The following is a 16,021-nucleotide window of genomic DNA, read 5'->3' as shown; positions in this document are numbered from 1 at the left end:
AATGAAAATCAAAAAGCAAACTAGGAAGCTAGCCGCAGGTTGCTCAAAGCACTGCTTTGAGGTTGTAGATAGAACTGACGCAGTCAGTAACCATAGCTACGGTAAGGCGACGCTGACGTGGTTTGAAGAGATTTTCGAAGAGTATTACCTTTTCATAAGCTTTTTATCTATTCTTCCAAGCTTGGTAGCGGGTATCAATCAATAATTGAGTGAGGCGTCCCATGGTTTCCCTTTCTTCTGGAGTGAGGGATTGAGCTTGGACGAAGAGATGATGAATGTGTTCAATCGCCTTGAAGGAAGCCAAGTCATTGATAGAAGTAATACCAGCATCAAGAATAGTGCCAAAGAAGAGGTCGAAGTAGAGCTGGAGTTCTTCATCAGGGACTGTGGCCACCCACTCCTTGAAGGTTGTGTCGACTTGTTGGCTATCACTGTTGGTCTTATCCAGTTGGACGAAGCGCTTGTCCTCAATCTGCCAACTAAAGGTATCGTGCTGGGCGATACCACCCAAGGCAGTACTGTGCACGATGATTTGGTGGGCCGGAATTTCCAACATCATACCGATGATGGAACCTTGTGGAATGAAGACCTTGGTTTTATCCATTATCCTTTGATAGCCCTCGGTTTGTGTCAGTTCTTTGTGGAGACCAGGCGCATCAAAGGTATAAACTGCTGTGATTTGATCCTGCAGGCTTTGCTCAATTTGGCTAGCAGCATAGATGGCTAGATTTCCTCCCTTGGAATGCCCAGCCAGAATGACCTTCTGCTTAGGATGGTGGGCAAAAAAGTTCTTTAAATAGCGAAGAGCGTGCTTTTGAGCAGGAATTTCCTTCATATAGGTCAGGTGGAAATCTTCCTTCCAACCAATAATACTATCATCTGTACCTCGAAAAATAATCAGATAGGTATCGAGAGTGAGGCGGTAGGTCATAGCCGCAAATTGTTTTTGCAGTTCAGGGTCGATGTCGTTGATAAAATGGGAGAGTTTGCAATTTTTGAAGCGCTTGTGTTGAGATAGCTCATCCAATAGCTGGAGGCGATTTTTGCTGGTCAACATGTTAGGCTCCCTTGGAACCTGAGGAGCTAGGTCTAAAAGTCGCTGAGGAGCTGTGGAGACCAGATTATCAAAGGAGAGGTAGGTGATTTCTGTTAAGGCTAGAATATCTAATTCATTTAAAGGAAGGTCGTAAAAGGAATCGTGTGCGACATCTTTCAGATAATCAAAAATATTGACCATAATAGCTCCTTTCTTTTTATTTATCTTATCAAATTTCCCTCAAATTAGCTAGTCGGCTTGCCTATATCTGCTGGCTAAAAACAAGCTGCTTCAAATTCAGTTTCAGACCTTCTAGCATAGAAAAATCTGTTATAATAATAGAAAAGGAGAAGCGCATGCACAAGATTTTATTAGTAGAAGATGATCAGGTCATTCGTCAACAAGTCGGGAAAATGCTCTCTGAATGGGGATTTGAAGTGGTCCTGGTAGAAGACTTTATGGAAGTTTTGAGTCTTTTTGTCCAGTCGGAACCTCATCTGGTCCTCATGGATATTGGACTGCCCTTGTTTAATGGCTATCACTGGTGTCAGGAAATCCGCAAGATTTCCAAGGTGCCGATCATGTTTCTGTCTTCGAGAGACCAGGCTATGGATATTGTCATGGCAATCAATATGGGGGCGGATGACTTTGTGACCAAGCCTTTTGATCAGCAGGTTCTTTTAGCCAAGGTTCAGGGCTTGTTGCGTCGTTCCTATGAGTTTGGGCGTGACGAGAGTTTACTGGAATATGCTGGTGTTATCCTCAATACCAAATCAATGGATTTACATTATCAAGGGCAAGTCTTAAATTTGACTAAGAACGAATTCCAGATTTTACGAGTTTTGTTTGAGCATGCAGGCAACATCGTAGCGCGTGACGACCTCATGCGGGAGCTTTGGAATAGTGACTTTTTCATTGATGATAATACTCTCTCTGTCAATGTGGCTCGTTTGCGTAAAAAATTGGAAGAGCAGGGCTTGGTAGGATTTATCGAGACCAAGAAAGGGATAGGGTACGGATTAAAGCATGCTTGATTGGAAACAATTTTTTCTAGCCTATCTGCGCTCCCGTAGTCGTCTGTTTGTTTATCTGCTTTCTTTGACGTTTCTGGTTTTGCTCTTTCAGTTTTTATTTGCCAGTTTGGGAATTTACTTTCTCTACTTTTTCCTCTTGTGTTGCTTTGTGACCATCTTATTTTTCACTTGGGATATATTGGTGGAGATACAGGTCTATCGTCAGGAACTTCTCTATGGAGAGAGGGAAGCCAAGTCTCCTTTGGAAAGGGCTTTAGCAGAAAAATTAGAAGCGCGTGAGATGGAACTCTATCAGCAGAGGTCTGACGCAGAAAGAAAACTGACGGATTTGCTGGATTACTATACCTTGTGGGTCCATCAGATCAAGACCCCCATTGCAGCCAGTCAACTCTTAGTTGCAGAAGTAGCTGACCGCCAACTGAAGCAGCAGTTAGAACAGGAAATTTTCAAGATAGATTCCTATACCAATCTAGTTTTACAGTACCTGCGTTTAGAAAGTTTCCATGATGATTTGGTCTTGAAGCAGGTTCAAATCGAGGACTTGGTTAAGGAAATAATTCGTAAATATGCTCTTTTCTTTATTCAAAAAGGCTTAAATGTCAATTTACATGACCTTGATAAAGAAATCGTGACGGATAAAAAGTGGCTGCTAGTGGTTATTGAGCAAATCATTTCAAACAGTCTCAAATACACCAAGGAAGGTGGTCTGGAGATTTATATGGAAGGCCAGGAACTCTGTATCAAGGATACGGGAATCGGGATAAAAAACAGTGATGTCCTCCGAGTCTTTGAACGTGGTTTCTCAGGCTATAATGGTCGTCTGACCCAGCAGTCATCTGGACTTGGCCTCTATCTCTCTAAGAAAATTTCTGAAGAACTGGGGCACCAGATTCGCATCGAGTCTGAGGTTGGAGAAGGAACGATAGTAAGAATTAAGTTTTCCGATATGAATCTGATAATTGAGTGAGAAGAGACAATGAGTTTTTACCCAATCTCTTTTTGCTATATTTCAGGATATTTGAAGACTGTTTTTTACAAAACCAATAATAGAATTTTTAATACGGAATATAGTATAAATACTGGTTCAAAGTGAAGTTTTGTATGCTTTATACTTTTGTTGAGTATAAAATCTATAAACTAAGGGTGAATTACAAAAATTAATTTGAGATGAAGTGAATTGTAGACTTGGGAAATGTCTCCTATTCGATTTCAGAATGAATCGTTGATACAGGATTAAAAGAACTGCAGCTTTCTTTTTATTTTGAATGAGATAGGTGTATATAGATTTGTGTAACTGGTGTGGAACTGTTTCCAAGAATTTATTGAATGTATCGAATACACACATTCTATTGATTTTGAACCAGTTTTTAATTTCTAAATGTTACAATAGTTTTATCAAGTAAAAGGAGACTGCCATGATTGGAGACAATATAAAATTCTTACGAAAATCACATAATCTGATATAACCAGAATTTTCACGGATTGTGGGTGTGTCACGAAATAGCCTAAATCGTTAGAAAAACTGAAAAAGCTTACTTTCAATAGAAGTATTGGAAATATTCATTTTACATCTATCAAAGAAACATGGGATAGACCTATATTTTACAAAATAGCAAATTATATTTTGAATGATAGTAAAAACGGCAGTACTTGTGTGATTTACAATTATTGCACTCAATGTCCGAGTATCGCACTATCTGAAATAGGGAATAGTAGAGATTGTTCTGCGATATGTAAAAAAACGCATTAGCAAGGAGTATCGTATATGCTACCATATCTTAAAACTATTAGATGGTATCTCTTCTTTAATTTTCTTTTTGGTGTAGTATCGAATATCTGCACAGCTTTGTTACCGTATTTCACGCAGGCATTAATCAAAGGGGATTATCAAGTAGCTCTATATGGTTACTCTATGTCAGTGGCAGGCTATTTGAGTTGTAACTATATCCAAATGATACTTGATTGGAAGCAGGGGATTATCTTTTCGACTACTTTGAAAAATGAGTGGTTTCGTTCACTTCTGGGACTCAGTCACCACGATTTCAAGCAGAAAACAGTAGCAGAGTATATTTCCTATCAATCTAATGACCTAGATTCGTTGGAAAAGGATTACCTTCCTCCATTGATGAGTTTTATCAAACAAATTTTACGTATCATCATTTACGCTTTCATTATTAGCAGAACAATTAATCCTATTGTATCACTGATTTTAATCTTTTCCACTGGAATTAGTATTCAAATTCCTAAAATCGTTGGGAAGTTGACCGCTAATCGTAGACAGGTTTACTTGAAAAAACAAGGAGATTACTATCGAACTTTGGAGGATTTGCTCATGGGACATCATTTGGTAAATAAACTAACTATGTCGCATTTTTTGAATCAACAAAAGAGTTCTCTAAAGAATTTGCAGGATAAGTATTTTAAGTATGGTTTGACAAAAATTACAGGCATCTTATTGACAGGTGTTTCTTTTGAATTCATTAGTCTTGTTCTGTTTATTTATTTAGCCTACTCTCTATCTCACCAGGAACTCGGTATTCCTGAGGTGGTGGCGAGTTTCGGATATATTAATGCTTTTTCTGAACCAATACAGGAAATCCTTTATGATTTACAAATGTTAGAGTCCGTAAAGCCTGTAATCAAGAGTTTTCAAAACATTGTTGGGAGACCCGTTTCAGTTCAAGCACCTCAACATTCTTTTGATACGATTACTTTGAAAAACATTTCCAAACAACTGGGAGAATCAAAATTGATAATTACTTCCGCTACGATTCAAAAAGGGGATAAAATTGCGCTTATTGGTAAGAATGGGTCTGGAAAAAGTAGTCTTCTCAATATTTTAAATGGAACAGATGAAGATTTTGAAGGACAAATTGTGCTAGATGGGCTTGTTTTGGACCATCTTTGGGGAAGATTCGGTATGATTCTGCAACAAGAACATACATTTATTTCGAGTTATGAAAATAATGTAACGCTATTCAATAGTTTCAATGAAAAATTTAGAGAAGAAGATTTTGAAAAAATTCCACCACAATCCCTGTCAGGTGGTCAGCAACAACGAATGTATTTAAATCGTGAGAAAAATCGTAAAAATCCATTGCTTATCCTAGACGAACCTTTCTCTGCCTTGGATACTAATCAGTTTAAAATGGAATTGGAAAGAGTTCTGGAACTACCAAGTGCCGTCATTGTTACTTTACATCGCCAAAACGAATTATTAAGTAAGTTTGACCAAGTTTGGGAAATTAAGAATGGAGAACTTGTAATTTTGAAATAGCTAAATTATAGAGAATAAAACGCATATTATCAGGAGTTCAGAGGAGATACCGGTTTTTCTTTTTCTAATAAGGAATCTAAAATTTCTTGCTTTCTCTATCTATTCAATTGATAGATTTCGTCAGAGAAAGACTGTAAAATTTTTGATATAATGTTAAGGATGGACTGACGGATACTTAAAGGATAATTTTTAAAAGAATTACAGGTGAGAAGAAAAATATGTAAGATTGGACAGAAGTCTCTCTACCATCATCCATGCAGAAACAAGATTATATGAAATAAAAGGAGTAACCAATGACCGGAAACTATTCAACACGTGAATACCGTGAGAAATTATATGATGATCTTCATGTTCGATTAAGAGATACAGTGATTTTGATGTGTGCGATTTTTATTGCCTCTATCGGCCTAAATATGAATTCAACAGCTGTCATTATTGGAGCCATGCTAATTTCCCCTCTTATGACACCGATTGTTGGACTCGGATTTGGTTTAGCTATTTTTGATACGCGTTTAATCAAGCAATCTCTAGAGGTTTTATTTACCCAAGTATTGGTCAGCTTGCTTGTCTCGGCTCTGTATTTCTGGATTTCTCCCTTATCTTATGAAAGCAGCGAATTGATTGCACGAACCTCTCCAACCATTTGGGATGTTCTCATTGCTATTGCTGGTGGGATAGCAGGCGTCATTGGTTCAAGGAAAAAAGAAGCAAACAATATCGTGCCAGGAGTAGCCATTGCAACAGCTCTGATGCCACCTATCTGTACTGCAGGTTACGGTTTAGCTAATGGAAATGTACGATTTTTATTTGGAGCTCTCTATCTTTTCTTGATCAACTGTGTCTTTATCATGCTAACCAACATTGTTGGAACAAGAATTTTGATGAGAAAATCTCCCTTAAGTTCATTTAAAGAGTTAAACATTAAAATGAGAATTGGGTTGATCTCCTTGATTCTATTATTGATTCTTCCAGCTAGTTATTCAGCAGTCACTCTGACGATAGATCAAGCGCGAAAAGAAGGAATCAAACAGTTTGTAGGAAAAGAGTTCGCCAATCATACGGTCATTAATCAAGTTTACAAATCAAGGAACAATGAATTGGTCTTGACGGTTGTTGGAGATCCGATTTCAGAAGAAGAATTAGAAACGCTCCACCAAAAACAAGCCTCTTACGGTATTCAATCTGTTCAATTGAAAGTCAATCAAGTTCATAATTCGACAAAATTAGACGGTGAGACGACCAAGGAATTTTATGAAACCATTAACAAGTATATCGATCAAAAACTCTCTGAAAAAGATTCACAAAAAGATCTCGTAAAAGAAAATGAAGCAGACAAGGATTGAGGATATTGACCTTATCTAACTCATGAAAGCAAATCTTGTGTGGTGGTTTGGTCAATCACTACTAGCTCGGATTAAATAATACTCTTCGAAAATCAAATTCAAACCACGTCAGCGTCGCCTTACCGTACTCAAGTACAGCTTGCGGCTAGCTTCCTAGTTTGCTTTTTGATTTTCATTGAGTAAAAATATAAAAAGCAACAGCTGAAATAGTTGTTGCTTTTTCTGGCTCTGAAAAATGTTTCTCAGACTGTGATTGTTTTATTTCTCAACGCGTGATTTGTTGGCGATATCAGCTAGGATAGCTTGAACAAAATCATCTACTGAGACAGTTTGTGTTTCTTTTTGGCCGTAGCGACGAACGTTAACAGTTCCGTCTTCCATTTCCTTGTCTCCAACAATCAATTGGTAAGGAATCTTGCTGGTTTGTGAAGCACGGATCTTGAACTGCATTTTTTCATTGCGCTCATCTACATCTGCACGAACACCGCGGTCACGGAGTTTCTTAGCCACTTCCCAAGCGTAGTCCACATGTTTTTCGTTAGATACTGGGATGAGGGTTACTTGGTGTGGTGCAAGCCATGTAGGGAAGGCACCCTTGTAGTTCTCAATCAAGATAGCTGTGAAGCGTTCCATAGTTGAGATAACTCCGCGGTGGATCATAACTGGACGGTGTTCTTCACCATCAGCTCCGATGTATTTAAGGTCGAAACGTTCTGGAAGCAAGAAGTCAAGTTGGATAGTAGAAAGAGTTTCTTCTTTTCCAAGAGCGGTCTTAACTTGAATATCCAATTTTGGTCCGTAGAAGGCTGCTTCACCTTCGGCTTCAAAGTAGTCCACACCCATTTCATCAAGAGCTGCACGAAGCATAGTTTGTGCATTTTCCCACATCTCATCGTTATCAAAGTACTTGTGAGTATCTTGAGGGTCACGAAGAGAGAGGCGGAAGCGGTATTCAGTCAAGTTGAAGTCTTCATAAACATCGATAATCAACTGAAGAGCACGCTGGAATTCTTCTTGGATTTGTTCTGGAGTAACGAAGAGGTGACCGTCGTTGAGTGACATTTCACGTACACGTTGAAGACCAGTGAGGGCACCAGATTTTTCATAACGGTGCATCATACCGATTTCAGCGATACGGATTGGCAACTCGCGGTAAGAGTGAACATGGTGTTTGAAGACTTGGATGTGGTGCGGACAGTTCATTGGACGAAGGACAAATTCTTCCCCATCACCCATATCCATAGTTGGGAACATGTCTTCTTGGTAATGATCCCAGTGACCAGAAGTCTTGTAAAGTTCAACAGAAGCAAGTGGTGGAGTGTAGACGTGTTGGTAGCCAGAAGCCAACTCCTTGTCGACAATGTAGCGTTCCAATTCACGACGGATAGTCGCACCATTTGGCAACCAAAATGGAAGTCCTTGGCCAACTTCTTGAGAAATCATGAAGAGGTCAAGCTCTTTACCAAGTTTACGGTGGTCACGTTCTTTAGCTTCTTCACGCATTTGAAGGTAGTTTTTCAAGTCTTTCTTGTCAAACCAAGCTGTACCGTAGATACGTTGCATCATAGCGTTGTCGCTATTTCCACGCCAGTAAGCACCTGCTACATGGAGAAGGTGGAAGATTTGGATGCGGCCTGTTGATGGGACGTGAGGGCCACGGCAAAGGTCTACATATTCACCCTGACGGTAGATGGTCAAACCACCTTCGTCTTCTGAGTGTTCTTCAATCAATTCCAACTTGTAAGGGTCATTTTTGAAGATTTCACGTGCCTCGTCTTTAGTCACTTCTTCACGAATTGATGGGAAGTTTTCTTTGACGATTTTTTGCATTTCTTCTTCGATACGAGGAAGGTCTTCGTTAGAGATTTGACCAGCTGTGTTGTCAGTATCGTAGTAGAAGCCGTCTTCGATGGCTGGACCAACACCCAAGTGAATGTCTGGGAAAAGACGACGAGCTGCTTGGGCAAACAAGTGAGCGGCTGAGTGACGCAAGATTGGAAGGGCATCTTCGTGATCAGGTGTCACAATTTCGATGCTTCCATCTTCAGTGATAGCACGAGTAGTGTCGATGAGTTTGCCGTTGAATTTACCAGCCAAGGCCTTTTTAGCTAGGGAATTGCTGATAGATTGGGCAATTTCAAAAGTTGTAACGCCAGATTCGAATTCACGAACAGCGCCATCTGGGAAAGTAATGTTAATCATGATGTTCTCCTTACTTATATTATTGACGAATGTGTTAACCCTATTCTGAAAACAGGGATAGAGAATTGTGAAAGCTAGAAAAACAAAAAGCGACATCCTCGAAAGGACGTCGCAACGTGGTTCCACCTTCATTTATGTTCCTCAAAAAAGAGGGACACCTCTGATTGGCTCTAACGTGGCCACCGTTTTATGTTTTCATAAAAAACTCAAGAGTAGTATCAGTTTAGGCTCTCTATGCGTTTCCAGCAACCACGCACTCTCTAGTAGAAAGGGACTAAGTGACTTGTCTCTATGGATTATTATAGCATGATTGTGAGATTTTTCAAGGATTTTGTGAAAGTTTTTTGTTTTTCAGTTTTTGCACTAGATTCTTAATAGCGGCACCGACAGCCATACCAACTATGGCAAAGACTTCATAGGCTAGGAAGTAGGGAAGGATAAATTCTCTGAAAGTAATGATGGTAAAACAATAGAGCAGTCCGTTCCCCAGTAACCACCAAAGAGAGAAACGGAAACGGTAGCTATAGAGTAACGATACAATCAAGATTACCAGAGGTGTAAAGAAGAGAATATTATTTACGTAGAGACTCTTGAGCAAAAGGGGGTCAGAAATGATTAGTGATAACAACTCATAAAATGGCCAATAAAAGAAAAATACGACCAAATAGTAGGGGACATGGGAATAGAATCTAGGCATGATAATCACCTCGTTTAAAAACAGATAACTTGGATTTCTTGCTATGATTATTATAGCATATTTAAAACAAGAAAGTAAATCTGTTGACAAAGAAGTTAGTTATTGGTAGAATAGGGATTGTCGTAAAGACAAATAACTTCTTCTTGGTTACAGGCATGCCAACCTGTCACTCGGATGAAGCCAAATAAAAAGGAGAAACATCATGGCAATCTCAAAAGAGAAAAAAAATGAAATCATCGCACAATATGCACGTCACGAAGGTGATACAGGTTCAGTAGAGGTTCAAGTTGCTGTCCTTACTTGGGAAATCAACCACCTTAACGAACACATCAAACAACACAAAAAAGACCACGCTACTTACCGTGGATTGATGAAGAAAATCGGTCGCCGTCGTAACTTGCTTGCATACTTGCGTAAAAACGACGTTAACCGTTACCGTGAGTTGATCAACTCTCTAGGACTTCGTCGCTAATCTGCTTTATTTTCCACTTACATTGCGTTGTCACCGCACCTCGATATACTCAAGTATTATCTTCGGTTACGGTTCCTAGCACTGTAAGGTAAAATAAACCAGAATGATCTCCCTTCGGGGAGATTTTTTTGTTTCACTAAAAATTTTGTACAATCTTCTCCTCGCCGTCTAGTCTATAAACGTTTTATCCAGCAAGAATCATGATGCTAAGGGCGTAAGAAATCCGTATGAAAATAGGGAAATGACACAGTGTTCGATGAACACAAGGAGTTTCATCTTTTTCACTAGGATTTTAGCCCGGGCTCAAATCAGCTCTCGGACTTCAGAGGGCTTTTTTATTGAGGTTTTATCGGTCACAATTTTGGAGACTACAAAAACCCGCAAGAGCCAATACTTTTCTTGTTTTCAGTTTTATCGGTCACAATTTTAGAGACTACAAAAACCTCAAATGGTATCAGCTAATGACACCATAAGGATGCGCAGCTACTCGGCTTGAAAAGCCTAGTAGCTGTCTGCAAGCCCCTTCGGAGAGCCCACACTTTACGAAGTAAAGTATAGTATGTTATACTTTACATGGAAGTAGTCACCGAATTCCAGTTAGAAATTACTTTGTAACTACGTTTTGAGGAGGAGTAAAATGCTTTCCTATGTTCGACATTACCCACTAGCGATAGCTAAATTAATGTGTCTGTGCTCTCCTAAAATCTGCTGATTTATTACTGACCAATACAGGAGGTTTTTTATGGGACAGACAATCATATCTGCTATTGGTGTTTATATTTCCACCAGTATCGATTATTTAATTATTTTATTTATTTTATTTGCACAGCTATCACAGAATAAACAAAAATGGCATATTTATGCGGGGCAATATCTAGGCACAGGCTTACTTGTAGGGGCGAGTTTAGTTGCTGCTTATGTCGTTAATTTCGTGCCTGAAGAATGGATGGTTGGATTGCTTGGTTTAATCCCTATCTATTTAGGGATTCGCTTTGCAATTGTTGGAGAAGGTGAGGAAGAAGAGGAAGAAGAGGAAGAAATTATTGAAAGATTAGAACAAAGCAAGGCAAATCAACTGTTTTGGACAGTTACATTGCTAACAATTGCGTCTGGCGGAGATAATTTAGGTATCTATATACCTTATTTTGCTTCATTAGATTGGTCACAGACCTTCGTGGCCTTGCTTGTGTTTGTAATCGGCATAATTATCTTATGCGAGATTAGTCGGGTGTTATCCTCTATTCCCTTAATATTCGAGACAATTGAAAAATACGAGCGAATCATTGTGCCCTTAGTATTCATTCTACTTGGACTATACATCATGTATGAAAATGGCACGATAGAGACTTTTCTGACCGTGTAGATTTTTTTGTTTCACTAGGATTTTATCCCGAGCTCAAATTGGCTCTCTGATTTTCAGAGGGCTTTTTATGTTGTCACTTTACCTCGATATACTCAAGTATAATCTTCGGTTACGATTATTAGCACTGTAAGACCAACTATATTTATTTTTCTCATCTTGTTCCATTGTTGAAAATATGGTATACTTTTCATGAGAATTTTCTAAATTTTTAAGATTCTATCAAAGGAGGTTTGCATGCTTTCCAAATTTTCTGGAAGCCGACAAGACCAGCAATTTGTGTTACTTTTAGTTATTTTGCTAGGTATTTTAGGGATTTCTCTCTTTCTAGCAGTTTCAATGGGATCTGTTGCGATTAATCTAGGAGATACCTATCGGATTATTTTGAGCAGGTTGGGATTTCCTCTTGAGATAGGAGAGGTTTCCAAGTCTACTCTTGCCATTGTATGGAACATGAGATTCCCTCGAGTATTGTTAGGTCTGATAGTAGGAGCAGGCCTTTCTATGTGTGGTAGTGTGATGCAGTCCACGGTAAACAATCCCATCGCTGAGCCCTATGTCTTAGGAATCTCTGCTGGTGCAACTCTAGGGGCAACCTTGAGCATCATTCTTGGTTTAAAAGTGATGATTAGCCTTGGAGCTTTTCTTGGAGCTATTTTGGCAACAATTGCTGTCCTCATCATTGCCTCTATGCAGGGAAGGATGACGACTTCCAGTCTGATCTTATCAGGAACGGTGGTCAACGCTCTCTTTCTGGCTTTTTCCAACTTTATTATCTCAGTTGGAGCTAATGCGGACAGTGTGATGACTATTAAGTTTTGGACAATGGGTTCGCTCGCTGGGACTTCCTGGGCAGACTTGGTCCTGCCAACTATAGTGGTAGGAATGGCCTTTCTATTTTTCTCTACTCAGTATCGTGTTTTCAATGCGATGATGATGGGAGATGAGGCTGCTTTAACTTTGGGGATTCCCTTACGCTTTTATTGGTATCTTTATGTGACCATGGTGGCTGTGCTAACAGCAGTCTTAGTAGCAACCTGTGGGATTATTGGATTTGTTGGTCTGATTACTCCACATTTAGCTCGAGGGTTAGTAGGAACGAATCACAAGAGGCTTTTTCCTGTTGCAACCTTGCTGGGTGCCCTCTTTGTCATTTGGGCAGACGTATTCTCCCGTATCATCATTCCAAACGCAGAGCTTCCTATTGGTATTTTCACAGCCTTGGTAGGTGCTCCCTTCTTTATCTACATTGTTGGAGGTAGGCGAAGGGAGGTGAGGGTCTGATATGGACTTGATTTGTCAGGACATCCACTTTGGACTAGGAGAGAAAAAAATCCTCAAAGGAGTCTCTCTTAAGGTTGAAGGGAATCAATTTCACACGATATTAGGGCCAAATGGAAGCGGGAAAACCAGTCTACTTAAACTCCTTTATCGTCAGGAAAAGGTGGACAAAGGCTTGATAAGCCTAGATGGAAAGCCTCTGGAACAATGGACGCTCAAAGAAACAGCCAAGCAAATGGCAGTTGTCACCCAGTTTAACCAGCTGCAGTTTGATTGTACAGTTGAGGAAATCGTCTTGCTGGGAAGAACTCCCCACCTCTCTTTTTTACAGAAGGAAAGGGAAAGAGATTTTACACTCGTTCAAGATGCCCTCGTTAAGGTGGATATGCTCGAGAAAAAAACTCGTCTCTATTCGTCCCTGTCGGGGGGAGAGAAACAGCGAGTTTTGTTAGCCCGCGCCTTGGCGCAAGAACCGACTCTCTTACTCCTAGACGAACCAACCAATCATCTGGATATCAGGTATCAGCTAGACTTGTTGGCTATTGTGAAGAATCTCAAGGTCAATGTTCTAGCTGTCCTACATGATATTCAACTTGCTTGTCGCTATTCGGATTATCTCTATCTGATGAAAGAGGGGGAAATCCTTTACCAAGGGACTCCAAAGGAGACCATCACCCCTGAGTCATTGCAAACTGTATATGGAGTTCAAAGTCAGGTGACTTGGACCGAGGATCAGCAAGCTATGATTCACTATTTATAAGAATGAAAAGGAAAACAAGATGAAAAAAACACTAAGCATTTTACTGGTAACAGTAGCTACCTTAACTATGGCAGCTTGTGGCAATACTGCTACAGAAAAAGCTACCACACAATCTAGCACAGAAACAAGTCAAAAGGCTAACGCAGAGACGACTTATCCGCTAACGGTCAAAACTTATGATGCTAAAGGAAATGAAGTCGAACAAGTTTTTGAAAAGGCACCTGAAAAAGTTATCACCAACAATCTTTCAACCACTGAAATCTTATTGGAGTTGGGGTTGAAGGATAAAATTGCTGGCATGCTCAATCCAGACAATGCTGTGACGGACAAATACAAGGACGCGATTGCGACTATTCCTCAAATTGGGGATAAAAAAACAGTCTCACAAGAGACAGTCCTTTCTTATGAGCCAGACGCTGTGATGGGACGAAACATGATGTTTTCTGAAAAATCCTTGGGGACAGTTAGCACTTGGAATGAAAACAAAATCCCAGTTTATACTCAAAAAGCTTCTCTCTCAACAATTCAGCAAGATTTGGGGAATATCGTAGAAGATGTCAAAAATCTTGGAATGATTTTCAATGTTCAGGACAAGGCCAATGAATATGCAGCTCAATTACAAACTAAAATTGACGCTGTTAAGAAAGCAAATCCAGCAAGCCAAGGTGAAAAGAAAAAGGCTTTGATTATGGTTGCTTATAATGATGAAACCTTCGGTGCCTACAAGTCTGCTTTGCAAGAAAGTTTGCTGAACCAACTTGGTTATACAAACGTTGCTACGGGGACATCAGGCTTGACCTTGGAAAATCTCGTGTCAATGGATCCTGAATTGATTATCTATGTAACCAGCGACCGCAATAAAAAATTGGATGAAAAAGCAGTAGAGTTGATGAAGGCAAATGCTGTTTTGGAAAGCGTTCCTGCTATAAAGAATCAAAAAATCATGACCATCTCTTACGATGAATTGATGGACTATGGTCCAGCAGTGATTGATTCCCTTGAGAAAATCAATGACTTTATCAATAAATAATGAGTTTGATTGGGAAGGAATTCAAGTTAAAATCAGCCTTCCTTCTAACTACGACCCCAATCAAACCTATCCAGCGATTCTCTTGAATGATGGAAACTTGGATTTCCTATCCTCCCTTTCCGAATCTGTGATTTTAGTGGGCTTGACCTCTAAAAATCGCTTAGACGACTACACTCCCTGGAAGGCAGCTGCCCTGAGAGAGGGAGCTCCAGATTTTGGAGGTCAGGCCAAGGTCTATCATGATCATTTATTTGGAGGTCTTTTGGACAAGTTGCAGTCGCTTTATCGACTGGATGAAGCACGCCTTGCCTACGGAGGTTATTCACTAGGTGGCTTGGCGGCGGTTTACAGTCTTTTCAGCTTTGACAAGGTTTCTTCTGTTTTCTCTATTTGCGGTTCTTTTTGGTATCCTGATTTTGTGGCTTACTGCAAGGAAGAGACAGTGAAAAATCTAAACTGTTTGCTGTATTTACAGAATGGTCAAACAGAAGGATCACACCATACTAATCGCTTGGCTCAAGCACCAGCCTATGCTGAGCAGATCCATACCAGTCTTCAGAAACGCTATCCGAACGGCCAGTTTGTCTTTGATCCTTATGAACACCATGAACAAGTAGTTGAACGATTTTTAGCTTTTTCCAGCTGGTTGGCTCAAAAATGGAAAATCGAATAAAAGAATTATCCCTTGGCTTTTGCCAAGGGATTGTTGTATTTATTTAACCAAGTTTTTCTCTCTTTTTATCTGGATTCCATACAAAGCTTGCGATAAAGCTAAAGATGATGGTTAGGATAGCGAGGATAATGGCAAGGATGAGAGCAGGTATGCGGATAAGCCACCAGAGTGGGTTTGTTTTTTTATCATTGTGCCATTGTTTCGTTTCGTCGTCCAAACGTTGGAATTCTGATTGGATACGATTGGCGACTGTTTCAATGCCTTCAACATTCATTTTTTTGATATCTGAGATATCGATTGGATTCCCAAAGTTCATATCGACACGCTCGCGGCTAACCAAGCCTTTCAAGGTCATGGGACCGGTGTAGGTAACCGGCATGATACGGACCTTGGCCATTTTGGCAATCAAGGCTACGCCACCCTTGACATCGTTTGAGTGACGGCTCCCACTTGGAAACATGATGAGAGAGCGATCACTTTTTTTGAGAACATTGATAGGGTATTTGATGGCAGAAGCGCTAGGATTTTCCCGGTCGATAGGAAAGGCACCACACATGCGAATCCACCAACCAAAGATACGGTTGGTAAAGAGCTCTTTTTTGGCCATAAAGATAAATTGTTTTGGTTTGGTCGCAAAGGCCATGTAAACTGGATCCCACCAAGTGCGGTGAGGCGCAACCAAAATATAATTTTCATCTTGATTAGGAATTTTATCAGTATTATGATAATGGGCATTGCCATTGATGGACCATAGGAGCAAGACAACTAATCCACGTAAATAAGTATAAAACATGCGATCTCCTTCAATTATTTTCTTGTTATTATTATACCTTATCAAAGGAGGGCTGGCAAACTT

The 16,021-nt window shown here is 39.9% G+C and carries 15 protein-coding genes and 1 pseudogene; 11 read left to right on the top strand and 5 right to left on the bottom strand.

Features of this window, described 5'->3' with window-relative positions; translation table 11 throughout:
• Position 1: 1 nt before the first annotated feature.
• Positions 2-205, top strand: a complete 204-nt coding sequence (locus HT732_RS09030) for a hypothetical protein (RefSeq protein WP_173254754.1) — start codon at positions 2-4, stop codon at positions 203-205.
• Here HT732_RS09030 and HT732_RS09025 read toward each other — a convergent pair.
• Positions 164-1,237, bottom strand: coding sequence for a DUF2974 domain-containing protein (locus HT732_RS09025; RefSeq protein WP_173254752.1), 1,074 nt, complete (start codon positions 1,235-1,237; stop codon positions 164-166). The two genes, HT732_RS09030 and HT732_RS09025, sit on opposite strands and share 42 nt — an antisense overlap.
• A gap of 155 nt (positions 1,238-1,392) precedes the next feature.
• Here HT732_RS09025 and HT732_RS09020 point away from each other — a divergent pair, with 155 nt between their 5' ends.
• The 4 genes from HT732_RS09020 to HT732_RS09005 all read left to right on the top strand — a co-directional run bounded on the left by HT732_RS09020 (position 1,393) and on the right by HT732_RS09005 (position 6,690).
• Entirely contained in the window at positions 1,393-2,070 is a 678-nt protein-coding gene (locus HT732_RS09020) for a response regulator transcription factor (protein ID WP_000548991.1), read from the top strand.
• Positions 2,063-3,037: a sensor histidine kinase gene (locus HT732_RS09015; RefSeq protein ID WP_173254750.1), complete on the top strand. Its 975-nt coding sequence runs from the start codon at positions 2,063-2,065 to the stop codon at positions 3,035-3,037. The genes HT732_RS09020 and HT732_RS09015 overlap by 8 nt, the downstream gene beginning before the upstream one ends.
• A 798-nt stretch (positions 3,038-3,835) precedes the next feature.
• Entirely contained in the window at positions 3,836-5,347 is a 1,512-nt protein-coding gene (locus HT732_RS09010; RefSeq protein ID WP_173254748.1) for an ABC transporter ATP-binding protein, read from the top strand.
• A gap of 293 nt (positions 5,348-5,640) precedes the next feature.
• On the top strand, positions 5,641-6,690 hold the full coding sequence (locus HT732_RS09005; protein ID WP_173254746.1) for a DUF389 domain-containing protein: 1,050 nt from the start codon (positions 5,641-5,643) through the stop codon (positions 6,688-6,690).
• 258 nt (positions 6,691-6,948) lie between these two features.
• Here HT732_RS09005 and thrS read toward each other — a convergent pair whose 3' ends face one another.
• The 3 genes and pseudogenes from thrS to HT732_RS08995 all read right to left on the bottom strand — a co-directional run bounded on the left by thrS (position 6,949) and on the right by HT732_RS08995 (position 9,589).
• Positions 6,949-8,892 carry a threonine--tRNA ligase gene (gene thrS / locus HT732_RS09000; protein ID WP_000608345.1) on the bottom strand — a complete coding sequence of 648 codons (1,944 nt, stop codon included), beginning with the start codon at positions 8,890-8,892 and terminating at the stop codon, positions 6,949-6,951.
• Positions 8,893-8,932: 40 nt separating this feature from the next.
• Positions 8,933-9,141, bottom strand: a pseudogene (locus tag HT732_RS10570) (hypothetical protein).
• Positions 9,142-9,214: 73 nt separating this feature from the next.
• On the bottom strand, positions 9,215-9,589 hold the full coding sequence (locus HT732_RS08995) for a hypothetical protein (protein ID WP_173254744.1): 375 nt from the start codon (positions 9,587-9,589) through the stop codon (positions 9,215-9,217).
• A 202-nt stretch (positions 9,590-9,791) separates the two neighbouring features.
• Between HT732_RS08995 and rpsO the strand changes: the two genes are divergently transcribed.
• The 6 genes from rpsO (at position 9,792) to HT732_RS08965 (ending at position 15,165) form a co-directional block, all read left to right on the top strand.
• A complete protein-coding gene (rpsO, locus tag HT732_RS08990) occupies positions 9,792-10,061 on the top strand; it encodes a 30S ribosomal protein S15 (protein WP_001018251.1) in 270 nt (89 codons plus the stop codon).
• Positions 10,062-10,803: 742 nt separating this feature from the next.
• Positions 10,804-11,424: a CadD family cadmium resistance transporter gene (locus HT732_RS08985; protein ID WP_173254742.1), complete on the top strand. Its 621-nt coding sequence runs from the start codon at positions 10,804-10,806 to the stop codon at positions 11,422-11,424.
• A gap of 234 nt (positions 11,425-11,658) precedes the next feature.
• On the top strand, positions 11,659-12,705 hold the full coding sequence (locus HT732_RS08980; protein ID WP_173254740.1) for an iron ABC transporter permease: 1,047 nt from the start codon (positions 11,659-11,661) through the stop codon (positions 12,703-12,705).
• Position 12,706: 1 nt separating this feature from the next.
• Complete coding sequence (locus HT732_RS08975) at positions 12,707-13,462, top strand: ABC transporter ATP-binding protein (protein ID WP_173254738.1); 756 nt, start codon at positions 12,707-12,709, stop codon at positions 13,460-13,462.
• Positions 13,463-13,481: 19 nt separating this feature from the next.
• Complete coding sequence (locus tag HT732_RS08970; protein ID WP_173254736.1) at positions 13,482-14,492, top strand: ABC transporter substrate-binding protein; 1,011 nt, start codon at positions 13,482-13,484, stop codon at positions 14,490-14,492.
• Entirely contained in the window at positions 14,473-15,165 is a 693-nt protein-coding gene (locus tag HT732_RS08965) for an alpha/beta hydrolase-fold protein (protein ID WP_173254734.1), read from the top strand. Before HT732_RS08970 ends, HT732_RS08965 begins: the two co-directional genes overlap by 20 nt.
• A 43-nt stretch (positions 15,166-15,208) precedes the next feature.
• Here HT732_RS08965 and HT732_RS08960 read toward each other — a convergent pair whose 3' ends face one another.
• Positions 15,209-15,958, bottom strand: a complete 750-nt coding sequence (locus HT732_RS08960; RefSeq protein ID WP_173254732.1) for a 1-acyl-sn-glycerol-3-phosphate acyltransferase — start codon at positions 15,956-15,958, stop codon at positions 15,209-15,211.
• Between the last annotated feature and the right edge of the window lie 63 nt (positions 15,959-16,021).

It is taken from the genome of Streptococcus sp. 5346 (genome assembly GCF_013277455.1).
Classification (GTDB): Bacteria; Bacillota; Bacilli; order Lactobacillales; family Streptococcaceae; genus Streptococcus.
This window is presented reverse-complemented; position numbering and strand designations above follow the sequence as displayed.